The sequence below is a fragment of the Porphyrobacter sp. MBR-155 genome, assembly GCF_040547625.1.
Taxonomy (GTDB): domain Bacteria; phylum Pseudomonadota; class Alphaproteobacteria; order Sphingomonadales; family Sphingomonadaceae; genus Erythrobacter.
Genome location: NZ_JBEPQB010000008.1, coordinates 61,225 through 76,747, shown reverse-complemented (window position 1 = coordinate 76,747; position 15,523 = coordinate 61,225). Strand labels below are relative to the sequence as shown.

At 60.5% G+C, this 15,523-nt stretch carries 16 protein-coding genes and 1 pseudogene; 13 read left to right on the top strand and 4 right to left on the bottom strand.

Annotation, left to right across the window (positions count from 1 at the left end):
• Positions 1–47: 47 nt before the first annotated feature.
• From ABIE62_RS10310 to ABIE62_RS10285, 6 genes and pseudogenes are all read left to right on the top strand, one after another.
• Complete coding sequence (locus ABIE62_RS10310) at positions 48–1,415, top strand: phosphotransferase family protein (RefSeq protein WP_354325772.1); 1,368 nt, start codon at positions 48–50, stop codon at positions 1,413–1,415.
• A gap of 20 nt (positions 1,416–1,435) precedes the next feature.
• Entirely contained in the window at positions 1,436–2,524 is a 1,089-nt protein-coding gene (locus tag ABIE62_RS10305) for an acyl-CoA dehydrogenase family protein (RefSeq protein WP_354325770.1), read from the top strand.
• Position 2,525: 1 nt separating this feature from the next.
• Positions 2,526–3,746, top strand: a complete 1,221-nt coding sequence (locus ABIE62_RS10300; protein WP_354325768.1) for an acyl-CoA dehydrogenase family protein — start codon at positions 2,526–2,528, stop codon at positions 3,744–3,746.
• A gap of 2 nt (positions 3,747–3,748) precedes the next feature.
• Positions 3,749–4,729, top strand: a complete 981-nt coding sequence (locus ABIE62_RS10295) for an aldo/keto reductase (protein ID WP_354325903.1) — start codon at positions 3,749–3,751, stop codon at positions 4,727–4,729.
• 29 nt (positions 4,730–4,758) lie between these two features.
• Positions 4,759–4,854: pseudogene (locus ABIE62_RS10290) on the top strand (esterase); the annotation flags it as partial.
• Entirely contained in the window at positions 4,832–5,152 is a 321-nt protein-coding gene (locus tag ABIE62_RS10285; protein WP_354325767.1) for a hotdog fold thioesterase, read from the top strand. The pseudogene ABIE62_RS10290 and the gene ABIE62_RS10285, both read left to right, overlap by 23 nt.
• A gap of 7 nt (positions 5,153–5,159) precedes the next feature.
• Here ABIE62_RS10285 and ABIE62_RS10280 read toward each other — a convergent pair whose 3' ends face one another.
• Positions 5,160–6,680 carry a class I adenylate-forming enzyme family protein gene (locus tag ABIE62_RS10280; protein ID WP_354325765.1) on the bottom strand — a complete coding sequence of 507 codons (1,521 nt, stop codon included), beginning with the start codon at positions 6,678–6,680 and terminating at the stop codon, positions 5,160–5,162.
• A gap of 40 nt (positions 6,681–6,720) precedes the next feature.
• Here ABIE62_RS10280 and ABIE62_RS10275 point away from each other — a divergent pair, with 40 nt between their 5' ends.
• Together ABIE62_RS10275 and ABIE62_RS10270 are read left to right on the top strand one after the other, a co-directional pair.
• Positions 6,721–8,007 carry an FAS1-like dehydratase domain-containing protein gene (locus ABIE62_RS10275; RefSeq protein ID WP_354325764.1) on the top strand — a complete coding sequence of 429 codons (1,287 nt, stop codon included), beginning with the start codon at positions 6,721–6,723 and terminating at the stop codon, positions 8,005–8,007.
• 6 nt (positions 8,008–8,013) lie between these two features.
• Positions 8,014–8,805, top strand: coding sequence for an enoyl-CoA hydratase-related protein (locus tag ABIE62_RS10270; protein WP_354325762.1), 792 nt, complete (start codon positions 8,014–8,016; stop codon positions 8,803–8,805).
• Positions 8,806–9,144: 339 nt separating this feature from the next.
• Here ABIE62_RS10270 and ABIE62_RS10265 read toward each other — a convergent pair whose 3' ends face one another.
• On the bottom strand, positions 9,145–9,471 hold the full coding sequence (locus ABIE62_RS10265; RefSeq protein ID WP_354325760.1) for an acyl-CoA thioesterase domain-containing protein: 327 nt from the start codon (positions 9,469–9,471) through the stop codon (positions 9,145–9,147).
• A 171-nt stretch (positions 9,472–9,642) separates the two neighbouring features.
• Between ABIE62_RS10265 and ABIE62_RS10260 the strand changes: the two genes are divergently transcribed.
• Genes ABIE62_RS10260 through ABIE62_RS10240 form a run of 5 tightly spaced genes read left to right on the top strand, consistent with a single transcriptional unit; the run spans position 9,643 to position 14,630 of the window.
• On the top strand, positions 9,643–10,839 hold the full coding sequence (locus ABIE62_RS10260; RefSeq protein ID WP_354325759.1) for an acyl-CoA dehydrogenase family protein: 1,197 nt from the start codon (positions 9,643–9,645) through the stop codon (positions 10,837–10,839).
• A gap of 15 nt (positions 10,840–10,854) precedes the next feature.
• Positions 10,855–11,862 (top strand): acyl-CoA dehydrogenase family protein, encoded by a 1,008-nt coding sequence (locus ABIE62_RS10255; RefSeq protein WP_354325757.1) that lies wholly within the window; start codon positions 10,855–10,857, stop codon positions 11,860–11,862.
• Positions 11,863–11,883: 21 nt separating this feature from the next.
• A complete protein-coding gene (locus ABIE62_RS10250; RefSeq protein WP_354325755.1) occupies positions 11,884–12,171 on the top strand; it encodes a hypothetical protein in 288 nt (95 codons plus the stop codon).
• A gap of 9 nt (positions 12,172–12,180) precedes the next feature.
• Positions 12,181–13,677 carry a class I adenylate-forming enzyme family protein gene (locus ABIE62_RS10245; protein WP_354325753.1) on the top strand — a complete coding sequence of 499 codons (1,497 nt, stop codon included), beginning with the start codon at positions 12,181–12,183 and terminating at the stop codon, positions 13,675–13,677.
• 23 nt (positions 13,678–13,700) lie between these two features.
• Positions 13,701–14,630, top strand: a complete 930-nt coding sequence (locus tag ABIE62_RS10240) for an NAD(P)H-dependent flavin oxidoreductase (RefSeq protein WP_354325901.1) — start codon at positions 13,701–13,703, stop codon at positions 14,628–14,630.
• Here ABIE62_RS10240 and ABIE62_RS10235 read toward each other — a convergent pair.
• Both ABIE62_RS10235 and ABIE62_RS10230 read right to left on the bottom strand, forming a co-directional pair.
• Complete coding sequence (locus tag ABIE62_RS10235) at positions 14,627–15,130, bottom strand: zinc-binding dehydrogenase (RefSeq protein WP_354325751.1); 504 nt, start codon at positions 15,128–15,130, stop codon at positions 14,627–14,629. The genes ABIE62_RS10240 and ABIE62_RS10235 overlap by 4 nt on opposite strands.
• Entirely contained in the window at positions 15,097–15,510 is a 414-nt protein-coding gene (locus ABIE62_RS10230; protein ID WP_354325750.1) for an alcohol dehydrogenase catalytic domain-containing protein, read from the bottom strand. The genes ABIE62_RS10235 and ABIE62_RS10230 overlap by 34 nt, the downstream gene beginning before the upstream one ends.
• Positions 15,511–15,523 lie beyond the last annotated feature (13 nt).

Below are 15,523 nucleotides of genomic sequence, written 5' to 3'. Positions count from 1 at the left end.
ATGTGTTCAAGATGCTATGTAACGTAGTTATATAACTGGATGAGGCAATGGCAAGTGCAATCCCGCAGGGCTTGCGTGACGAGATAGAGCAGCAAACCGGCTCTGTCATCGTCAGTGAAAAGCCGCGGGGCGGCGGGGGAGCATCGCGCCAAGGGGCAGAGGTTTTGCTGCGTTTTGCGGATGGCCGTGAAACGCAGTGCTATCTCGCCTGGGATGCAAGGGCCGGAGAGGCATCCAGGCTAGCATATTTCCAGCGCGAGACAGCGATACTTTCGGCCCTGTCCGGGCCTTATCGCCAGGCTGGGATCAAGGTCGCGCCGTTAGTCGCGACATTTCCTTCGCACCTCGCGCTGTTGAGTGAGTTCGTCGGCGGGAATGACCGTTTTGCCCTTGCACAAGACAAGGGAAAACTGGCGACGGATTTTGTCGGCCAGCTCGCCACGCTTCACCGGCTCGATGCAAGCGATCCGGCATTTGCTGAGCTTGGCGATTGCACGGAGTTGCCCTCGCAGCGGATAAGCCAGAATCTTGCTCAATGGAGCGCAGATAATCAGTCAAAGGTAGGCGATCCGGTTTACCAAGTGGCTCTGCACTGGCTGGCACGCAATATTCCGCCCGATACCGGGCCAGCCGTTGTCCTGCATGGCGATGCCGGTCCCGGAAATTTCCTGTTCCATGAAGATCGGGTCACGGCGATTGTGGATTGGGAACTGACCCACCTGGGTGATCCGGCCGAAGACTTGGCACAGATATGGGTGCGGAGCTTGATCCAGCCTTTCGTGCCGATGCGCAATGTCTTCGCTGCCTATTCAGCCGCGGTCGGGGGAGCCGTGGATGTCGCGCGTGTGAAGTACCACCGGCTTTATTTTCAGCTGTCCTTCTCAGTGCCATCTGCGGTCCTCGCCGCCGCAGAAGGTTCCAGATTGGGAGCGACCGGCACCGCCTTGATGTTCGGGACGATGCACAAGCGGGTGATCGTGCGTGCGGTCGCCGAACTTGCAGGTATCTCTCTCGAAGAGCCGGATTTGCCCGGCATCGAGCCGGATTGGACAGAGCGATATTTCGATACAGCATTGGCCGATCTCCAGGAGGAAATCGTTCCGGCCGCCGGCAACCAGAGAGCCGCTTCAAAGGCGAAGGAATTGGCGCGGTTGATCAAGTTTTGGCGCATGCGGGCGCGTTATGGTGCCGCATTCGATGCAGCTGAGTTCGAGGAACTCAAGCACTTCCTGCCCGAAGCGCCTGACGGGTTGCTGCCGGCGCGCTCCGCATTGACGCGCGCTATAGCCGACCAGTCAGTCGATTTTTCTGCAGCGGTCCAGCTTTGCTACAATAGAGTGGTGCGCGAAACCGTGCTTATGGCCGATGCCATGGGTGGGCTGGCTACCACGTGGTACGACGATTTCTCCCAATAGGGACCGAATAAGGAACGACCATGGATTTCGACCTTTCCGACGAACAGAAAATGCTGGCGGAGCAAGCGCGTGGCCTGTTGGCCGAGCGCTCGCCCTACGACCATTTGCGCAAGCTGATCGACATTGGTGCCGAATGGGATGAAGCCCTCTGGCGAGAGCTGGGAGAGATGGGCTTCCTCGGTGCCAATATTCCCGACGAGTTCGGAGGGCTGGGCATGGGCGAGCTCGATCTCGGGGTCATTTCGCAAGAGCTTGGCAGGGTCAATGCAGCAGTCCCGTTCACCTCTTCGATCGTGCTCGCAGCTGATGCAATCCGGCTGGCCGGTTCTGTCCAGCAAAAGCAGCGTTGGCTGCCCCAACTAGCTAGCGGTGAGATCGTGGCCTGCTTTGCCAGCACGGAAGGGTCAGGGCCCCTGCTTGGGCAGGAGGCTTCCCTGATGGCTGGCAAGCTCAATGGCATCAAGTCGCCGGTTGCTGATGCCGGGATTGCGGCCATTGCTGTCGTGCAGGTTGGGGACGGGCTTGCGATCGTGCAGCTCGACCAGCCAGGTGTTACGCGTACGAAGCTTGATAGTTTTGACCAGCTGCGCGCGCATTACCGGCTCGACTTCAAGGACGTCGACGCGGACATGCTGCCCGGATTGAACCAGATTTCGACTCTTCTTGACCGGGCAGCAGTCCAGGTTGCGTTCGAGGCTGTTGGCGGTTCCGAAGCTTGTCTTGAGATGGGCCGCGATTATGTGATGGAGCGGCAGATGTTCGGCCGCCCGCTGGCGAGTTATCAGGCGATCAAACACAAGCTTGCAGATGTCGCAGTGGCTATCGAACTGGCGAAGTCGAATGCCTATTATGCGGGGTGGGCATCGGAAAGTTCGCCCGATGACCTTGCAAGCGCAGCGGCGGCAGCACGGCTGACTGCTATCAAGGCGTTCGAGATGGCCGCGCGTGAGAACCTCCAGGTTCATGGCGGCATCGGCTACACTTTCGAGGCCAATTGCCACTTCTATTACCGGCGCGAGCGGATGCTTGCGGTCAATCTTGGTGGCCGTGACTACTGGACAGACCGACTGCTCAACGCGCGCCCAGGTTTCCAAGGAAAGGCTTCCTGACATGGACTTCAACGACACTCCTGAAGAATCTGCCTTCCGTGTACGGGCGAAGGCATGGCTCGCCGAACACGCTCCGGCTCACGAACTGCCGAGGGGTGTGGTTCTGGCCGATTCCGACGAAGCTGACCGGGCTCGGGCATGGATGCGCGAGCTCTTCAGGGGTGGCTGGTCGGGCCTGACTTTCCCCAAAGAGCTTGGTGGCGGCGGATTGAGCGGGATTGAGGCTGTGATCTTTTCCGAAGAGGAATCCCGGTATCATCTGCCCAAAGGACCCTTTACCTCGATCGGAACCGGAATGGCGCTTCCGGTCATTGCCAAACATGGCAATGACGAGCAGCGAGCCCGGTTCATCAAACCTACGCTCAATGGCGATATCACCTGGTGCCAGTTGTTCTCCGAACCGGCGGCCGGTTCCGACCTTGCGGCGCTTCGGACCAAGGCGGTGCAGGCGGATGATGGATCAGGTGACTGGATTGTTAACGGCCAGAAGGTCTGGTCGAGCTTCGCACATCTGACCGACTGGGGAATCCTGGTCGTGCGCACGGACCCGACCGTGCCCAAGCACAAGGGGCTGACCTTCTTTGTCGTTGATATGGCGACCCCGGGAATCGAAACGCGACCGATCCGGCAGATTTCCGGAATGAGCGAATTCAATGAGACCTTCCTGACCGATGTGCGGATTCCCGATGCCAATCGTATTGGAGCTATCGGAGAGGGGTGGGCTTGCTGCATGACCGTTCTGATGGGCGAGCGGCTCGGCTCAGGCGCACATCGCAGCGGGATCGAGCCACTACTGGAGCTGGCTGGGCGGACACCTGCCGATGACGGTTCAACCATGCTGGACGACAAGGCTATCCGCCGGGCCCTTGGCGAAGCGTTGGCCGAAGAGCAAGGCGAACGCTTCTTCCAGGCGCGCTTGCGAACCATGGTCTCGAAAGGGGAAAATCCCGGAGCATTGGCGGGGATGGTCAAGCTTGCCTATGCTGGTCGCCAGCAGAAGGCGCTGGGCATAGCGATGGAATTGCGGGGAATGGATGCGATTGCAGCCGATCCTTCCGACGAGGAAACCGCACGTCTGCAATACGACTATATCTACTCGACCGTGATGCGCATCGCCGGGGGAGCGGACGAGGTGTTGCGCAACCAGATCGCGGAGCGGGTGCTGGGCATGCCGGGCGAAGTCAGGATGGACAAAGACGTCCCGTTTGAGCAGCTGAAGTGACCATGCAATACAAAAGGCTTGGCAACAGCGGACTGATGGTTTCGCAGCTGTGTCTGGGGTGCATGAGCTTTGGCGAACCGGGCAATGGTGCTCACCCCTGGGTATTGGATGAAGACGCCAGTCGAATGATCGTCAGACGCGCGGTAGAGGCGGGGATCAATTTTTTTGACACTGCAAATATCTACGCAGGAGGTGCATCAGAAGAAATTACTGGCCGTGCGCTGAAAGACTTTGCGCGCCGTGATGAAGTCGTGATTGCAACCAAGGCGTGGGGGCGTTGGGGGCGGGGACCAAATCAGGGTGGACTCTCACGAAAAGCCTTACTCCAGGCAGTAGATGACAGCCTGCGCCGCTTGGGTACGGACTATATTGATCTCTATCAGATTCATCGCTGGGACAATGACACTCCGATCGAGGAAACGCTGGAAGCTTTGAATGACATAGTTCGAGCAGGAAAAGCACGGTATACTGGCGCATCTTCAATGTATTCCTGGCAGTTCCAGAAGGCACTATTGCTTTCTCAGCAAAATGGCTGGGCCAAATTCATTTCGATGCAGAACCATCTCAACCTACTCTATCGAGAAGAAGAGCGAGAGATGCTGCCGCTGTGCCGAGCTGAAGGCATCGGAGTGATTCCGTGGAGCCCTCTCGCCCGTGGCAGACTTACGCGACCGTGGGGCACTGTTACCGAGCGCTCTTCGAGCGATCGTTTCGGTGACTTGCTGTATTCCAGGACTGAAGACAGTGACAGGCAGGTTGTCGAAGCGTTGGGCGCCATAAGTAAGTCGCGTGGAGTGCCAATGGCGCAGCTTGCATTGGCATGGTTACTCGGCAAACCGGGAGTGACCTCGCCCATCATCGGTGTGACAAAGCTGCCTCAGCTTGAAGATGCACTTTCTGCCTTGGAACTCCAGCTTGAACCGACCGACGTCGAGATTCTGGAGGCTCCTTATATTCCGCATCCGGTGCAAGGGATCATGTGATGATTTGGTCGGCGTGAGTCCGCCCTTCGCTGAACGAACGCAACAAGCTGCATCGCAACACAATTGCGGAGCTCATTGGCATTGAATTCGTCGATTGTGGAGATGACTGGATCAGCGCCCGAATGCCCGTTGACCAACGGACTTTTCAGCCATTTGGCAGGCTTCATGGCGGCGCGTCACTCGTGCACAGCCTCAATGGCGGCCGGATGGTGCGTAGATCGAGAGAAATTTTCAGCGGTAGGTATGGAGATAAATGCCAATCACATCCGGCCTGCTCATTCTGGCCGGGTTACCGCGACCGCTTCACCGGAAGCATTGGGCCGAACGACGCAAATCTGGTCGATCCGCATCACAGACGAAGCGCAAAAGCTCGTTTGCATTTCCCGGATTACGATGGCTGCCATAGAGTTGGTTAGGATGTAGCCGTCCGCTATGCTGCACGTCGCCTTGCGTTTGCCGCAGCGCTCAGTGGTGTAACTAGGTCCTGCTTGAGGATCTTCCCGTTGGGATTGAGCGGCATCTCGTCGATGACAAGCAGGGTCCGAGGGACCTTGTTGTCGGCGAGATGCTGGCGGCAAAATTCGATGATCTCTGCCGGGGTGGCGACAAGGCCGGGGCGCAAGGTTACAGCGGCAGCGATGTCTTCTCCCAACACTTCATGACCGATGCCGACCACTGCTGCCTGTTGCACCGCTGGATGCAGGTGCAGGGCAGTCTCAATCTCAAGCGGGGTAATATTGTAGCCCCCGCGAATGATAAGTTCCTTGGAACGCCCGGCCATGATCAGATCGCCGTCATCGTCGACATAGCCAAGATCGCCGGTCTTGGTCCAACCCGAGACGAAACTTGCGGCCGTCGCTTCGGGGTCGTTCCAGTAGCGGCGCGGATGGTTCTGGTAACCGTAGATTTCACCGATGACGCCGGGTTGGGTGATGACTTTCCCGTCTTCGTCACGCAATTGCATGTGTTCGGGCAGCTTGCCCACGCAGCCGGGTTTGAGCACCTGTTCCATGCTGGTCGTGCTAACTCCGATCCCGCCTTCGGACATGCCATAGCTGTTGCGCATCCGGACACGCGGCCACAGATCCAGCGCGCGCTTCACGGAATCGTGCGGGAGCGGGGCAGTGCCAGTCATCAGGTATTTCACGCCTTCGAAATCATAGTCCGCAACATCGGGATGGTCCAGAATCAGGCGTAGCATCGAAGGGACCAGGTAAACCAGGTTGGGGCGTTTCTCCCGCACCAGATCGAGGAACCCCTTGGGATCGAACTTGGGCTGGGTGATCGCGGTGGCTCCGCCACGCGCAGGCAACATCACGATGCCGAGGTTTCCGCCGGAACCCGTCAGCGGCAGCGCGCTGAGAGTGGAGCGTGATCGGTCCATATTGGTGCCGGTCACCCCCTTCATAAGGTCCGGGTGGGAAACAACGACGCCCTTGATCTTACCTGTCGTGCCGCTAGTCCCGAGAATTTCTGCATCGGCTTCGGGGTCGAGTGCGGCCTGGTCCGGCAGACTGGTCAGATCACGCGGCATGTCCGCGACATTCCAGCATCCGGCAAGATCCAGCCCAGCGACGATATCCGGGACATCGGTGATGCACCAGCGCGGCGTGGTGAGCTCTGCGAAGTCGGCAATTTCATTGGCATTCAAGCGTGTATTGATGGGGCAGGCAATGCCGCCGGCGCGGAACACAGCGAAGACCGCAATGGCCATTTCTACTGCATGGGAGTTGCTGATCGGCAGGAACACCCGATCACCAGGCTGCAGGCCTGCCGCAGCAAGGCCACCGCCTATTTCATCTGCCTCGCGGTCCCACTCGGCATAGGTGATCTGTCTGTTGATGCCATCGTGCGCAATCTCGTCCCGCTGGTGCTCTGCCCGCACCTTCAGCGCGTCGCTGATCCGCCTTACTTGCGTCATCCCGAATTCCCTTGCCTGCCCAGACAGCATCTATTACCTAGTTATATAACTGGGATCAAGGAGGATTGCCGTGACTGAAGCTAAAACCGATATCAAGCAGAGCGAGGAATGGCAAAAGGCGACCGCCTATGAGATCCTTGACAGCGATATCGAACGCCAGCGCAAGCTGATTGGCGTTTGGGAACCGCAAAGAACAGGGGAGTATGTCCAGACCGTTTCGGAAGATTCGATCCGTAACTGGGCCTATGGTTGCGGGGACGACAATCCGCTGTTTTCGGACGCCCACTATGCTCGGAAGACGCGGTGGGGCGGAGTCATCGCGCCGGGCATGTTCGTAGGGCAGGTCAACAAGCCGATGAAGGGCGACCCGCTCCCGGACGAAGTGAAAGCGCTCAAGAAAAGCCTGTTCAAAGGCATTCATGTGTTCGTGTCGGGATCGGCTTGGAACTTCTACCGGCCAGTGCGACCAGGCGACACGATCTATTCCTATGGCGGAGACCTGACCTGCGAAGTCAAGCAGTCGGAATTTGCCGGTCGTTCGGTCATCATTACTAGCCGCCGGGTAAAGATCAACCAGCGCGCAGAAGTTGTGGCCACCTACGATATCCTGCGCGTTCTCACTGAGCGTAAGACCGCCGTGAAGAAGGGCAAAAATCTGTCGATCAAACCGGCAACCTACACCGACGAGGAATTCCAGGAGATCGAGAATATCTACGCCAACGAGCACGTCCAGGGGAGTGAGAAGCGCTACTTCGAGGATGTTGCAGAGGGCGATTCTCTTGGGTTGCAGGCCAAGGGGCCGCTGACCGTCACCGATGTGATCTGCTTCCACGCGGGTGGTTACGGCTTCGTGCCTTATGCCCCGACCGCCAACCGCCGCGCGCACAAGAACCGCCAGCGTATCCCGGCGTTCTACGTCAAGAACGAATACGGGATTCCGGATGTCGCTCAAAGGCTCCATTGGGACCCGGTCTGGGCCCAGGCAATCGGCAATCCGATGGCCTATGACTACGGTGTAATGCGCGAAAACTACCTATGGCAGTATCTCAACGACTGGGCCGGCGATGACGGCGTTATCGTCCACGTCCATGACGAGATCCGCAAATTCAATTTCATGGGCGACGTTCAGCGGGTAACCGGTGAAGTACTGGCCAAGCGGGTCGAGAACGGGCAGAACCTTGTCGATGTTGCGGTCCGGTTCGTGAACCAGCGCGAAGAGGAGACGGTTCGTTCGACGGCGACGATCGCCTTGCCGAGCAAGGACAAGCTGTTCCCGCTCTACCCGGAAGTGCCAGCCGAATTGGCTGAAACCGCGGCGAGAATGATGGCCCGGCATTGGGAACTGGGTGGGGATTGATCGCTGATGTCAGACGAACTGCTGATCGAAAATGAGGGTGGTGTCAGGATCATCACCCTCAACCGTCCTGACCGGCTCAATGCCTTGACCGGCTCGATCATGGCGCCGCTCGCGGATGCCTGCGCGGATGCTGCGCGCGATGTCTCGGTCGGTTGCGTTGTCGTAACGGGCGCCGGGCGCGGATTCTGTGCTGGCGGCGATCTCAAAGAAGGCGGTGCCGACAAGGCCATCGTCCCCGCCAATGGCGACAGCGGGAGCAGGACCGAACAGAGCTTTGTCCGCTTGCGCGCCTTCATGGAAACGTCACGCTTACTGCACGAAATGCCCAAGCCGACGATCGCCATGGTCAATGGGCCAGTCGCAGGTGCGGGAATTGGCATTGCCGGAGCGTGCGACCTGCGCTTTGCCGCAAAATCGGCAAGCTTCCTGACTGCCTTTGATCGGATCGGAGCGGGGGGCGACTTCGGCTCGACATGGTTCTGGAGCAAGATCGTCGGGACCGGCGTCGCGCGCGAGCTGTTCCTTCTGGGTGAAAAGCTTACTGGCGAAGAAGCCTTTGCCAAAGGGCTCTACACCCGCTTGTTCGATGACGCTGTTCTGCGCGAGGAAACGCTGAAGGCGGGGCACCGGTTGGCTGACGGTCCACGCATGGGCTTTCGCTACATGAAGCAGAACCTCAACAATGCCGAGGATTGGGCCTTCGAGGCTGCACTGGATGCGGAAGCGCTCAACATGGGGCTATCAACCCAAGCCACGGCGATGATCTGGCGCGAGAAGCGCAAGGCTGAAGAGCACTGATGCAGTATGTCCGCGTGGAACACACCGCTGATGGGGTGGTATGGGTCCATGCCGCTTGCGGCGATAACGGCAATGCGTCGTGGCCTGAATTGCTCGGAGAAATTCGGGACGTATTCCTCGATTTGAACGAAATAGTGATGTCCGTGCAATTGCCCTTACAGCGGAGGGGAGGCATTTTTCCGTTGGTGCGGATTTAGAGTCCCACTTCTGGGAGGCACCCCTCCGACTTCAGTCGGATACTGGCTTCAACCATAAGACGCTGCGGCCGGGAATGCCGGGTGCTCCCACAATCCTGCGCAAAGTGATAGCCCCTGCCATGCGCGCGTTGGGCGGCTCTTCCTACACCGGGATTGTCTCAGGGGCAGGATAGTCGTGAGGTACGGCGAACACCGGGGTGTCCATCCGGCGCACACGCAGGACTTGGGCCTGCGCCACCGGTTTATCTCCAGCCAGCAGGACAATCCGCTGCAGTTTGGTCTTCCGACCTCCGCTCGACACTTCCAGGGCGTGGGTAAGCGGCTGGTGTGGGACCTTGCCGAAAATGTCGATTTGGAACCGGGCGATCTCTAAATGTTTGTCCAGCGCAGCATCCTTGGCACAATGGGCTTGCAACGCGCTGACTGGCCCGCCCGCAATCGCAAGGCCATCCCATGGGCTTCGGCACACGGAGGTGGGGACAAATGCACAGCCGTCCTGATCATAGTATCGGGGTGGCTAGGGATGGTTCGTTGGGGGTGTCATTAAACCCTCCAGAGTGATCGACATATTTGACCTAGTAATACAACTAAGGCATAGCCTAAACCGCGAAACAACCACCGACTACGGAGAAATTTGTCAATGGACCTGAGTTACGGCGAAGCGGCGGAAGCCTTCCGGACGGAAGTGCGCGGCTTTGTGCAAGAACACTGGCAACCGCGCGACAGGCACGGCGTCGAACTGAAAGAGTTCGTTCGTGCATTCCGCCGCGCTGCGGTCGAGCGCGGTTACCTCTACCGCGCGGTACCGAAGCGCTATGGCGGCTCAGAACAACCAGTCGACGTGATTCGGGCCCAAGTGATCCGCGAGGAATTTTCGCGCGCCCGCGCGCCGATGGAAGTGGGCGGTAACGGCGTCAACATGACCGTGCCGACCTTGCTCGAACAAGGCACGGAGGAACAGAAGGACCTGTTCATCCGTCAGACCATCGAGGGCGATTACATCTGGGGCCAAGGCTATTCCGAACCCGGCTCCGGCTCAGACCTTGCCTCGGTTCGCACCAAAAGCGAGCTTTCGCCCGACGGCACCAAGTGGATCATCAACGGCCAGAAGATATGGACCAGCCAAGGCATGCAGGCGACCCATATGTTTATGTTGGTGCGAACCGAGCCCGACGCGCCCAAGCATGACGGAATCACCTATCTGCTGATCGACCTCGATCAACCCGGCATCACCCGCCGCCCAATCCGGCAGATGACCGGGGAAGAGGGCGCACATACTTTTTGCGAATTCTTCTTCGACAATGCCGAAACGCCGGTGGCGTGGCAGGTCGGCGAACGCGGCAAGGGCTGGTACGTTTCGCGCACCACGCTGAAGCATGAACGCGCCAGCATCGGCAGTGCCGACGGCCTGGGTGGCCAGTTCAGGAAACTAGTGGAACTGGCCGAGGAAATGGGGCGAATGAACGATCCGTTGGTCCGTGACCGGTTGGCCGAGATCGAAGGAAGGGTCATGTCCCACCGCTACACCAGCTTTCGCCTGTTTTCTTGTGCAGCAGCCGGGGAAGATGCCGGGTCGGTCCAGCTTATGATGAAGCTGCTGCTGACCGAAATCGGGCACGAGATGGCCCTGCTGGCGCAGGACCTGATTGCCGATCACGCCCTGATCGAGCCGGCCGGGGCCGGCGGGCGCGGGCCGCGCGGGCCGCGCGGACCCAACAAGTGGCTTGATCAGATCATGGGCAGCCTGGGCAATTCGATTGCCGGGGGCACCAGCAACATCCAGCGCAACATCATCGCCGAACGTGGTCTTGGCCTGCCGCGCGATGGCGCGGCCTGACGGGGAGAGGGAGCGATGCGTTTTCACCTGACATCCGAACAGGTCGCAATCCAGGACGCTGTGCGCGGCACCCTGGGCGAATGCTGGGGGATGGAGCAGTTGCACGGCTTTGCCGATGGCGAGGCTGATTTTGATGCGGACAGCTGGCAGGCGCTGATGGCGCTGGGTATCGGCGGTCTAGCCCTGCCCGAAGCTGATGGCGGGGCTGGCCTAGGCCTGCTTGATGCTGCGCTGGTCTGCGAAGTGGCGGGCGCGGCGGCTGCGCCGGGGCCGTTGATTGGGCAGATTGTCGGCGCGATTGCCGTGTCTGCTTGCGCCAACGCTGCCACCCGTGAACTGCTGCCCGCAATTGCCAGCGGGGAAAGCGTCGTCACGCTCGCGCTCAGCGGCAATCTGGTCCAGGCGGCCCGCGCGGCCGACTATTTCCTGGCCGATGATGGTGCGGGCGGATTGCATCTGATCGAGGCAGGACAAGGGGTGACGATCGAGGCGGTCATTGCGACCGATCGCAGCCGCCCCGTATCGCGAGTGACGTTCGACACCGTAAAGGCGCATCCGCTGTTCGCCGCCGGTGATCCGATGGTCCAGCGCCTGAACGATGCCGCGTTGGTGCTGATCGCTGCCGATGCCCTGGGCGGAGCGCAACACTGCACCGACCTGTCGGTCGATTATGCCAAGACCCGCGAACAGTTCGGCAAGGCGATCGCCAAGTTTCAGGCGGTAAAGCACCAGCTGGCGCAAATGGCACTGGAGGTGGAACCATCTCGGGCGCTGGTGTGGTACGCGGCTTATGCCTGGGATGCGGATTTGCCTGATTGCACCCGAGCCGCCGCCATGGCTAAGGCGCACTTGTGCGAAGTATATACCCGCACCACACGCGCCGCCATCGTCGTCCACGGCGGGATCGGCTATACATGGGAACATGGCCTCAATTACTGGTTCCGTCGTTCGATCCAGAACCGGGCCTGGCTCGGCAGCCCGGCGCAGAACCGCGCCCGCGCGGCCAAGCTGGCCGGTTGGTAATGGCATTTTGGGAGTGAAGTGATGAAACCTGGAAGCCGGATCAAGAGCGCGGCCTGCGCCAGCGAAGCGGTGGTGATCAAGTACATGGGCGGCACGATCGAATGCGGTGGTGTGCCGATGGCCGACGATGCGGTCGGTGATGGTACGCCTGTCGCCGGATTCGACGGAGGCACGGTAATGGGCAAGCGGTATATCGATGTCGATGGCACGGTAGAGCTGCTCTGCGTAAAGCCGGGCAAGGGCAGTTTCGCCCTGAACGGCGTGGCGCTGGTGCTGAAGGAAGCCAAGCCGCTCCCTGCTTCGGACTGATCGATACCCATGAACATTTCCCTTATACTCGAAATGGCCGCCCAGGCTGCTCCCAACCGCGTCGGCCTGATTTGTGACGGCAAGCGCTGGACCTATGGCGAGCTGGATGTCGCCGCACGCGGAGCCTGCGAACTGATCCGCGCCAGCGGTGCTAGCCACGTTGCCCTGCTTGACGAATCGAGCGAAGCGGCGGTGATAGCGCTGTTCGGCGCGGCGCTGGCCGGCGTCCCGTATTGCCCGCTTAATTACCGGCTCGCCGATACCGATCTGGGCGCGCTGCTCGGGCGGATAGCCCCGGCGCTGGTGATCGGTGATGTGGCGCGGGTCGGCCGGCTGGCCGACGGGCAGGGCCACACCGCCTATCCGCGCAGCGAATTCACGCAGGCCGCGCTGGAGGCGGTGGCCGATGAATTTGCCGAGCACGACCCGGGCCTTGGCACGGCGATCCAGCTGTTCACCAGCGGCACCACCGCCGCGCCCAAGGCGGCGCTGCTAGGCCATTCCAATCTGGTGTCCTACATCCTTGGCACGGTTGAGTTCGGCTCGGCGGACGAGGGCGAAGCGACGCTGGTTTCGGTGCCGCCCTATCACATTGCCGGCATCGCGGCCTTGGCCTCGTCGATCTATGCCCAGCGGCGGATCGTGCTGCTGCCCGCGTTCGCGCCGGAGGACTGGCTGAAGTTGGTCGATGCCGAACGGGTCACCAATGCCTTTGTGGTTCCGACCATGCTGGGGCGGATCATCCACGCGCTGGAAAAAGGTGTGAAGGCGGACATCACCTCGCTGCGCGCGATTGCTTATGGCGGGGGCAAGATGCCGCTCGAACTGATCCGGCAGGCGCTCGACCTGCTGCCCGAAACGGCCTTCACCAACGCCTATGGCCTGACCGAAACCAGTTCAACCATCGCCTTGCTGGGGCCGGACGAACACCGTGCTGCCCACCGCTCAAGCGATCCCAAAATACAGGCTCGGCTGGCTTCGGTCGGAATTCCACTGCCGACGGTCGAACTGGAAATCCGCGACGAAGACGGCCACACCCTGCCGCCGAGGCAGGCGGGTGAAATCTATGTGCGGGGTGATCAGGTTTCCGGCCAGTACAAGGAAAAGAGCGCGCTTGATGCCGATGGCTGGTTCCCGACCCGCGATGCTGGCTATCTCGACGAGGACGGCTATCTATTTCTGGCTGGCCGCGCCGACGACGTGATCGTGCGCGGAGGTGAGAACATCTCGCCGGGCGAGATCGAGGACCTGTTGCTGACCCATCCGGCGATTGCCGATGTAGCCGCCGTCGCCGTCCCCAGCCTGGAATGGGGCGAGGCGGTGGGGATCGCCGCGGTAGTGCGCGGCGGTTTTGACCAGCCGAGCGAGAGTGAACTGAAGGACATGATCCGCGCTCGTTTGCGCTCTAGCCGGGTGCCGGAACTGGTCCGCTTCTTCCCGACCTTGCCCTATAATGAAATGGGCAAGCTGCTTCGGCGCGAAGTGAAGGCGATGCTAGCAGCGTGAGCCGAGTGGGGCAGCCTGGCGTGATGTTCGCGCAACTCGAACTGCCGCTCATGTGCGCGCCGATGAGCATTGCATCTTCTCCGGCGCTCACACGGGCGTGCGTGGAAGCAGGAGTCGTTGCGGGTTGGCAGGGCGGCGCCGCAACGAACGAGACCGAATTCTCACACTATCTCGCGATGCTGGAAGCGCCCGGTCGTGCCCCCGCAATCGTCAACTTGCCCGCGCGAATGGCCGGCGACCCAGCCTTTGACAGCCGTTTTGGCCTGCTGGAACAGGCCCGGTTTCCGCTGGTCTTATCCAGTGTCGGAGATCCGGCGCGGATGGTCGAGCGGGTTCATGGCTGGGGTGGCCGAGTGATCCAGGATGTTACGACCTTGCGTCATGCCGAGAAGGCTTTGGCGGCTGGGGTCGATGGTCTTATGCTGACCTGTGCGGGGGCAGGGGGGCATACGGGCGATTTGACACCCTTTGCCTTTGTTCCGGCAGTCCGGCGGATATGGGATGGCCTGCTGATTGTCGCGGGCGGGATTGCCGATGCGCGCGCGATACGCGGTGCGCTTGCGCTGGGCGCAGACCTTGCCTGTATGGGCACTCGATTTATTGCTACCCCGGAAAGCGGCGTGGTCCAGCGGCACCGAGATATGATCGTTCGCGCGGGAATGGAGCGGATCGTTCCTTCAGCGGCCATGAACGGGGTAGTTGCCAACTGGATCGCGGATTCGCTTGAGGCGGCGGGCCTCGATTACTTGGAGTTACCTGACCACCGGACACCCATGCCCGCCGGAATAAAGCCTTGGCGCGACATTTTCAGTGCAGGGCAAAGTGTTGGGTTGATAGATACGGAGTTGCCGGTGGCGCAGCTGGTGAAAAGTCTTTCGAGCGACTTCGTGGCAATGGGTGGGCATTCCGGCTGGCGCGCACGTCTCGCCTCGATCGAAGCCGGGTGGCGCTAGATTTCCAGCACCATCCGCCCTGCCAGTGCGCCGCTGGCAGCAGCAGTCATGGCCTCGCGGAACCGTTCGAGCGGAAAAGTCTGGGCGATGACCAGCTTCAGCACGCCCGCAGCGGCAAGGCGGCTGGTTTCGGCGCGGTTCGCTTCCGCCTTGTCCGGCTCCCGCTCATTAAACTGGCGGATATCGACGCCGACAAGGCTGGCATCCTTAAGCAGCGACAGGTTGGTTTGGAGAGTTGCGATTCCGCCTAGAAAACCGATGACAAGGTGCCGACCGCCCCAACCAAGCGAGCGAAATGCCGGACCGGTCGCCTCGCCGCCAACCGGGTCAAACACCACGTCGACCGGTTTGCCTTCATTTGCCGCCTTGACCTGCTCGCGCCAATTATCGGCGCGGGCGTCAACGACATTATCTGCCCCGCCCGCCAGTGCAAGGGTACGTTTGTCCGCGCTGGAGGCAGACGCGATCACCCGCGCGCCAAGGTGCTTGCCGACTTGCACAGCGGCATAACCCGTCGCTCCACCGGCGCCAAGGACCAGCAGCGTTTCGCCCGCGTGAAGTTGGCCGCGATCAACCAGCCCGTGCCAGGCGGTGGCATAGCTGACCGGGAAACCGCCGCTTCGGTAAAGCTCAACGCATCTGGAAACTTGCGGACTCCGCGCGCCGGAAGCACCGCTTCTTTGGCGAACAACCCGCCCCAGCCGCTAGCCGAGACTTGATCACCCACTGAAAGACCCGACACTTCTGTGCCGATATCGCGAATCACGCCTGCGGATTCGCTGCCGGGAGTGCACGGCATTGGCGGCTTGATCTGATAGCGCCCCTCAGCAGTCAGTACGTCGACAAAGCTGATCCCGGCCGCTTGAATCGCGATCCGCACATGTCCGGGTCGC

Bases quoted from the DNA above. Each gene is read 5' to 3' on its own strand.
- ABIE62_RS10310 (WP_354325772.1), top strand. From the start codon at position 48: ATGGCAAGTGCAATCCCGCAGGGCTTGCGTGACGAGATAGAGCAGCAA.
- ABIE62_RS10245 (WP_354325753.1), top strand. From the start codon at position 12,181: ATGAACATTTCCCTTATACTCGAAATGGCCGCCCAGGCTGCTCCCAAC.
- ABIE62_RS10295 (WP_354325903.1), top strand. From the start codon at position 3,749: ATGCAATACAAAAGGCTTGGCAACAGCGGACTGATGGTTTCGCAGCTG.
- ABIE62_RS10255 (WP_354325757.1), top strand. From the start codon at position 10,855: ATGCGTTTTCACCTGACATCCGAACAGGTCGCAATCCAGGACGCTGTG.
- ABIE62_RS10305 (WP_354325770.1), top strand. From the start codon at position 1,436: ATGGATTTCGACCTTTCCGACGAACAGAAAATGCTGGCGGAGCAAGCG.
- ABIE62_RS10300 (WP_354325768.1), top strand. From the start codon at position 2,526: ATGGACTTCAACGACACTCCTGAAGAATCTGCCTTCCGTGTACGGGCG.
- ABIE62_RS10280 (WP_354325765.1), bottom strand. From the start codon at position 6,680: ATGCTGTCTGGGCAGGCAAGGGAATTCGGGATGACGCAAGTAAGGCGG.
- ABIE62_RS10285 (WP_354325767.1), top strand. From the start codon at position 4,832: ATGACTGGATCAGCGCCCGAATGCCCGTTGACCAACGGACTTTTCAGC.
- ABIE62_RS10250 (WP_354325755.1), top strand. From the start codon at position 11,884: ATGAAACCTGGAAGCCGGATCAAGAGCGCGGCCTGCGCCAGCGAAGCG.
- ABIE62_RS10270 (WP_354325762.1), top strand. From the start codon at position 8,014: ATGTCAGACGAACTGCTGATCGAAAATGAGGGTGGTGTCAGGATCATC.
- ABIE62_RS10260 (WP_354325759.1), top strand. From the start codon at position 9,643: ATGGACCTGAGTTACGGCGAAGCGGCGGAAGCCTTCCGGACGGAAGTG.
- ABIE62_RS10240 (WP_354325901.1), top strand. From the start codon at position 13,701: ATGTTCGCGCAACTCGAACTGCCGCTCATGTGCGCGCCGATGAGCATT.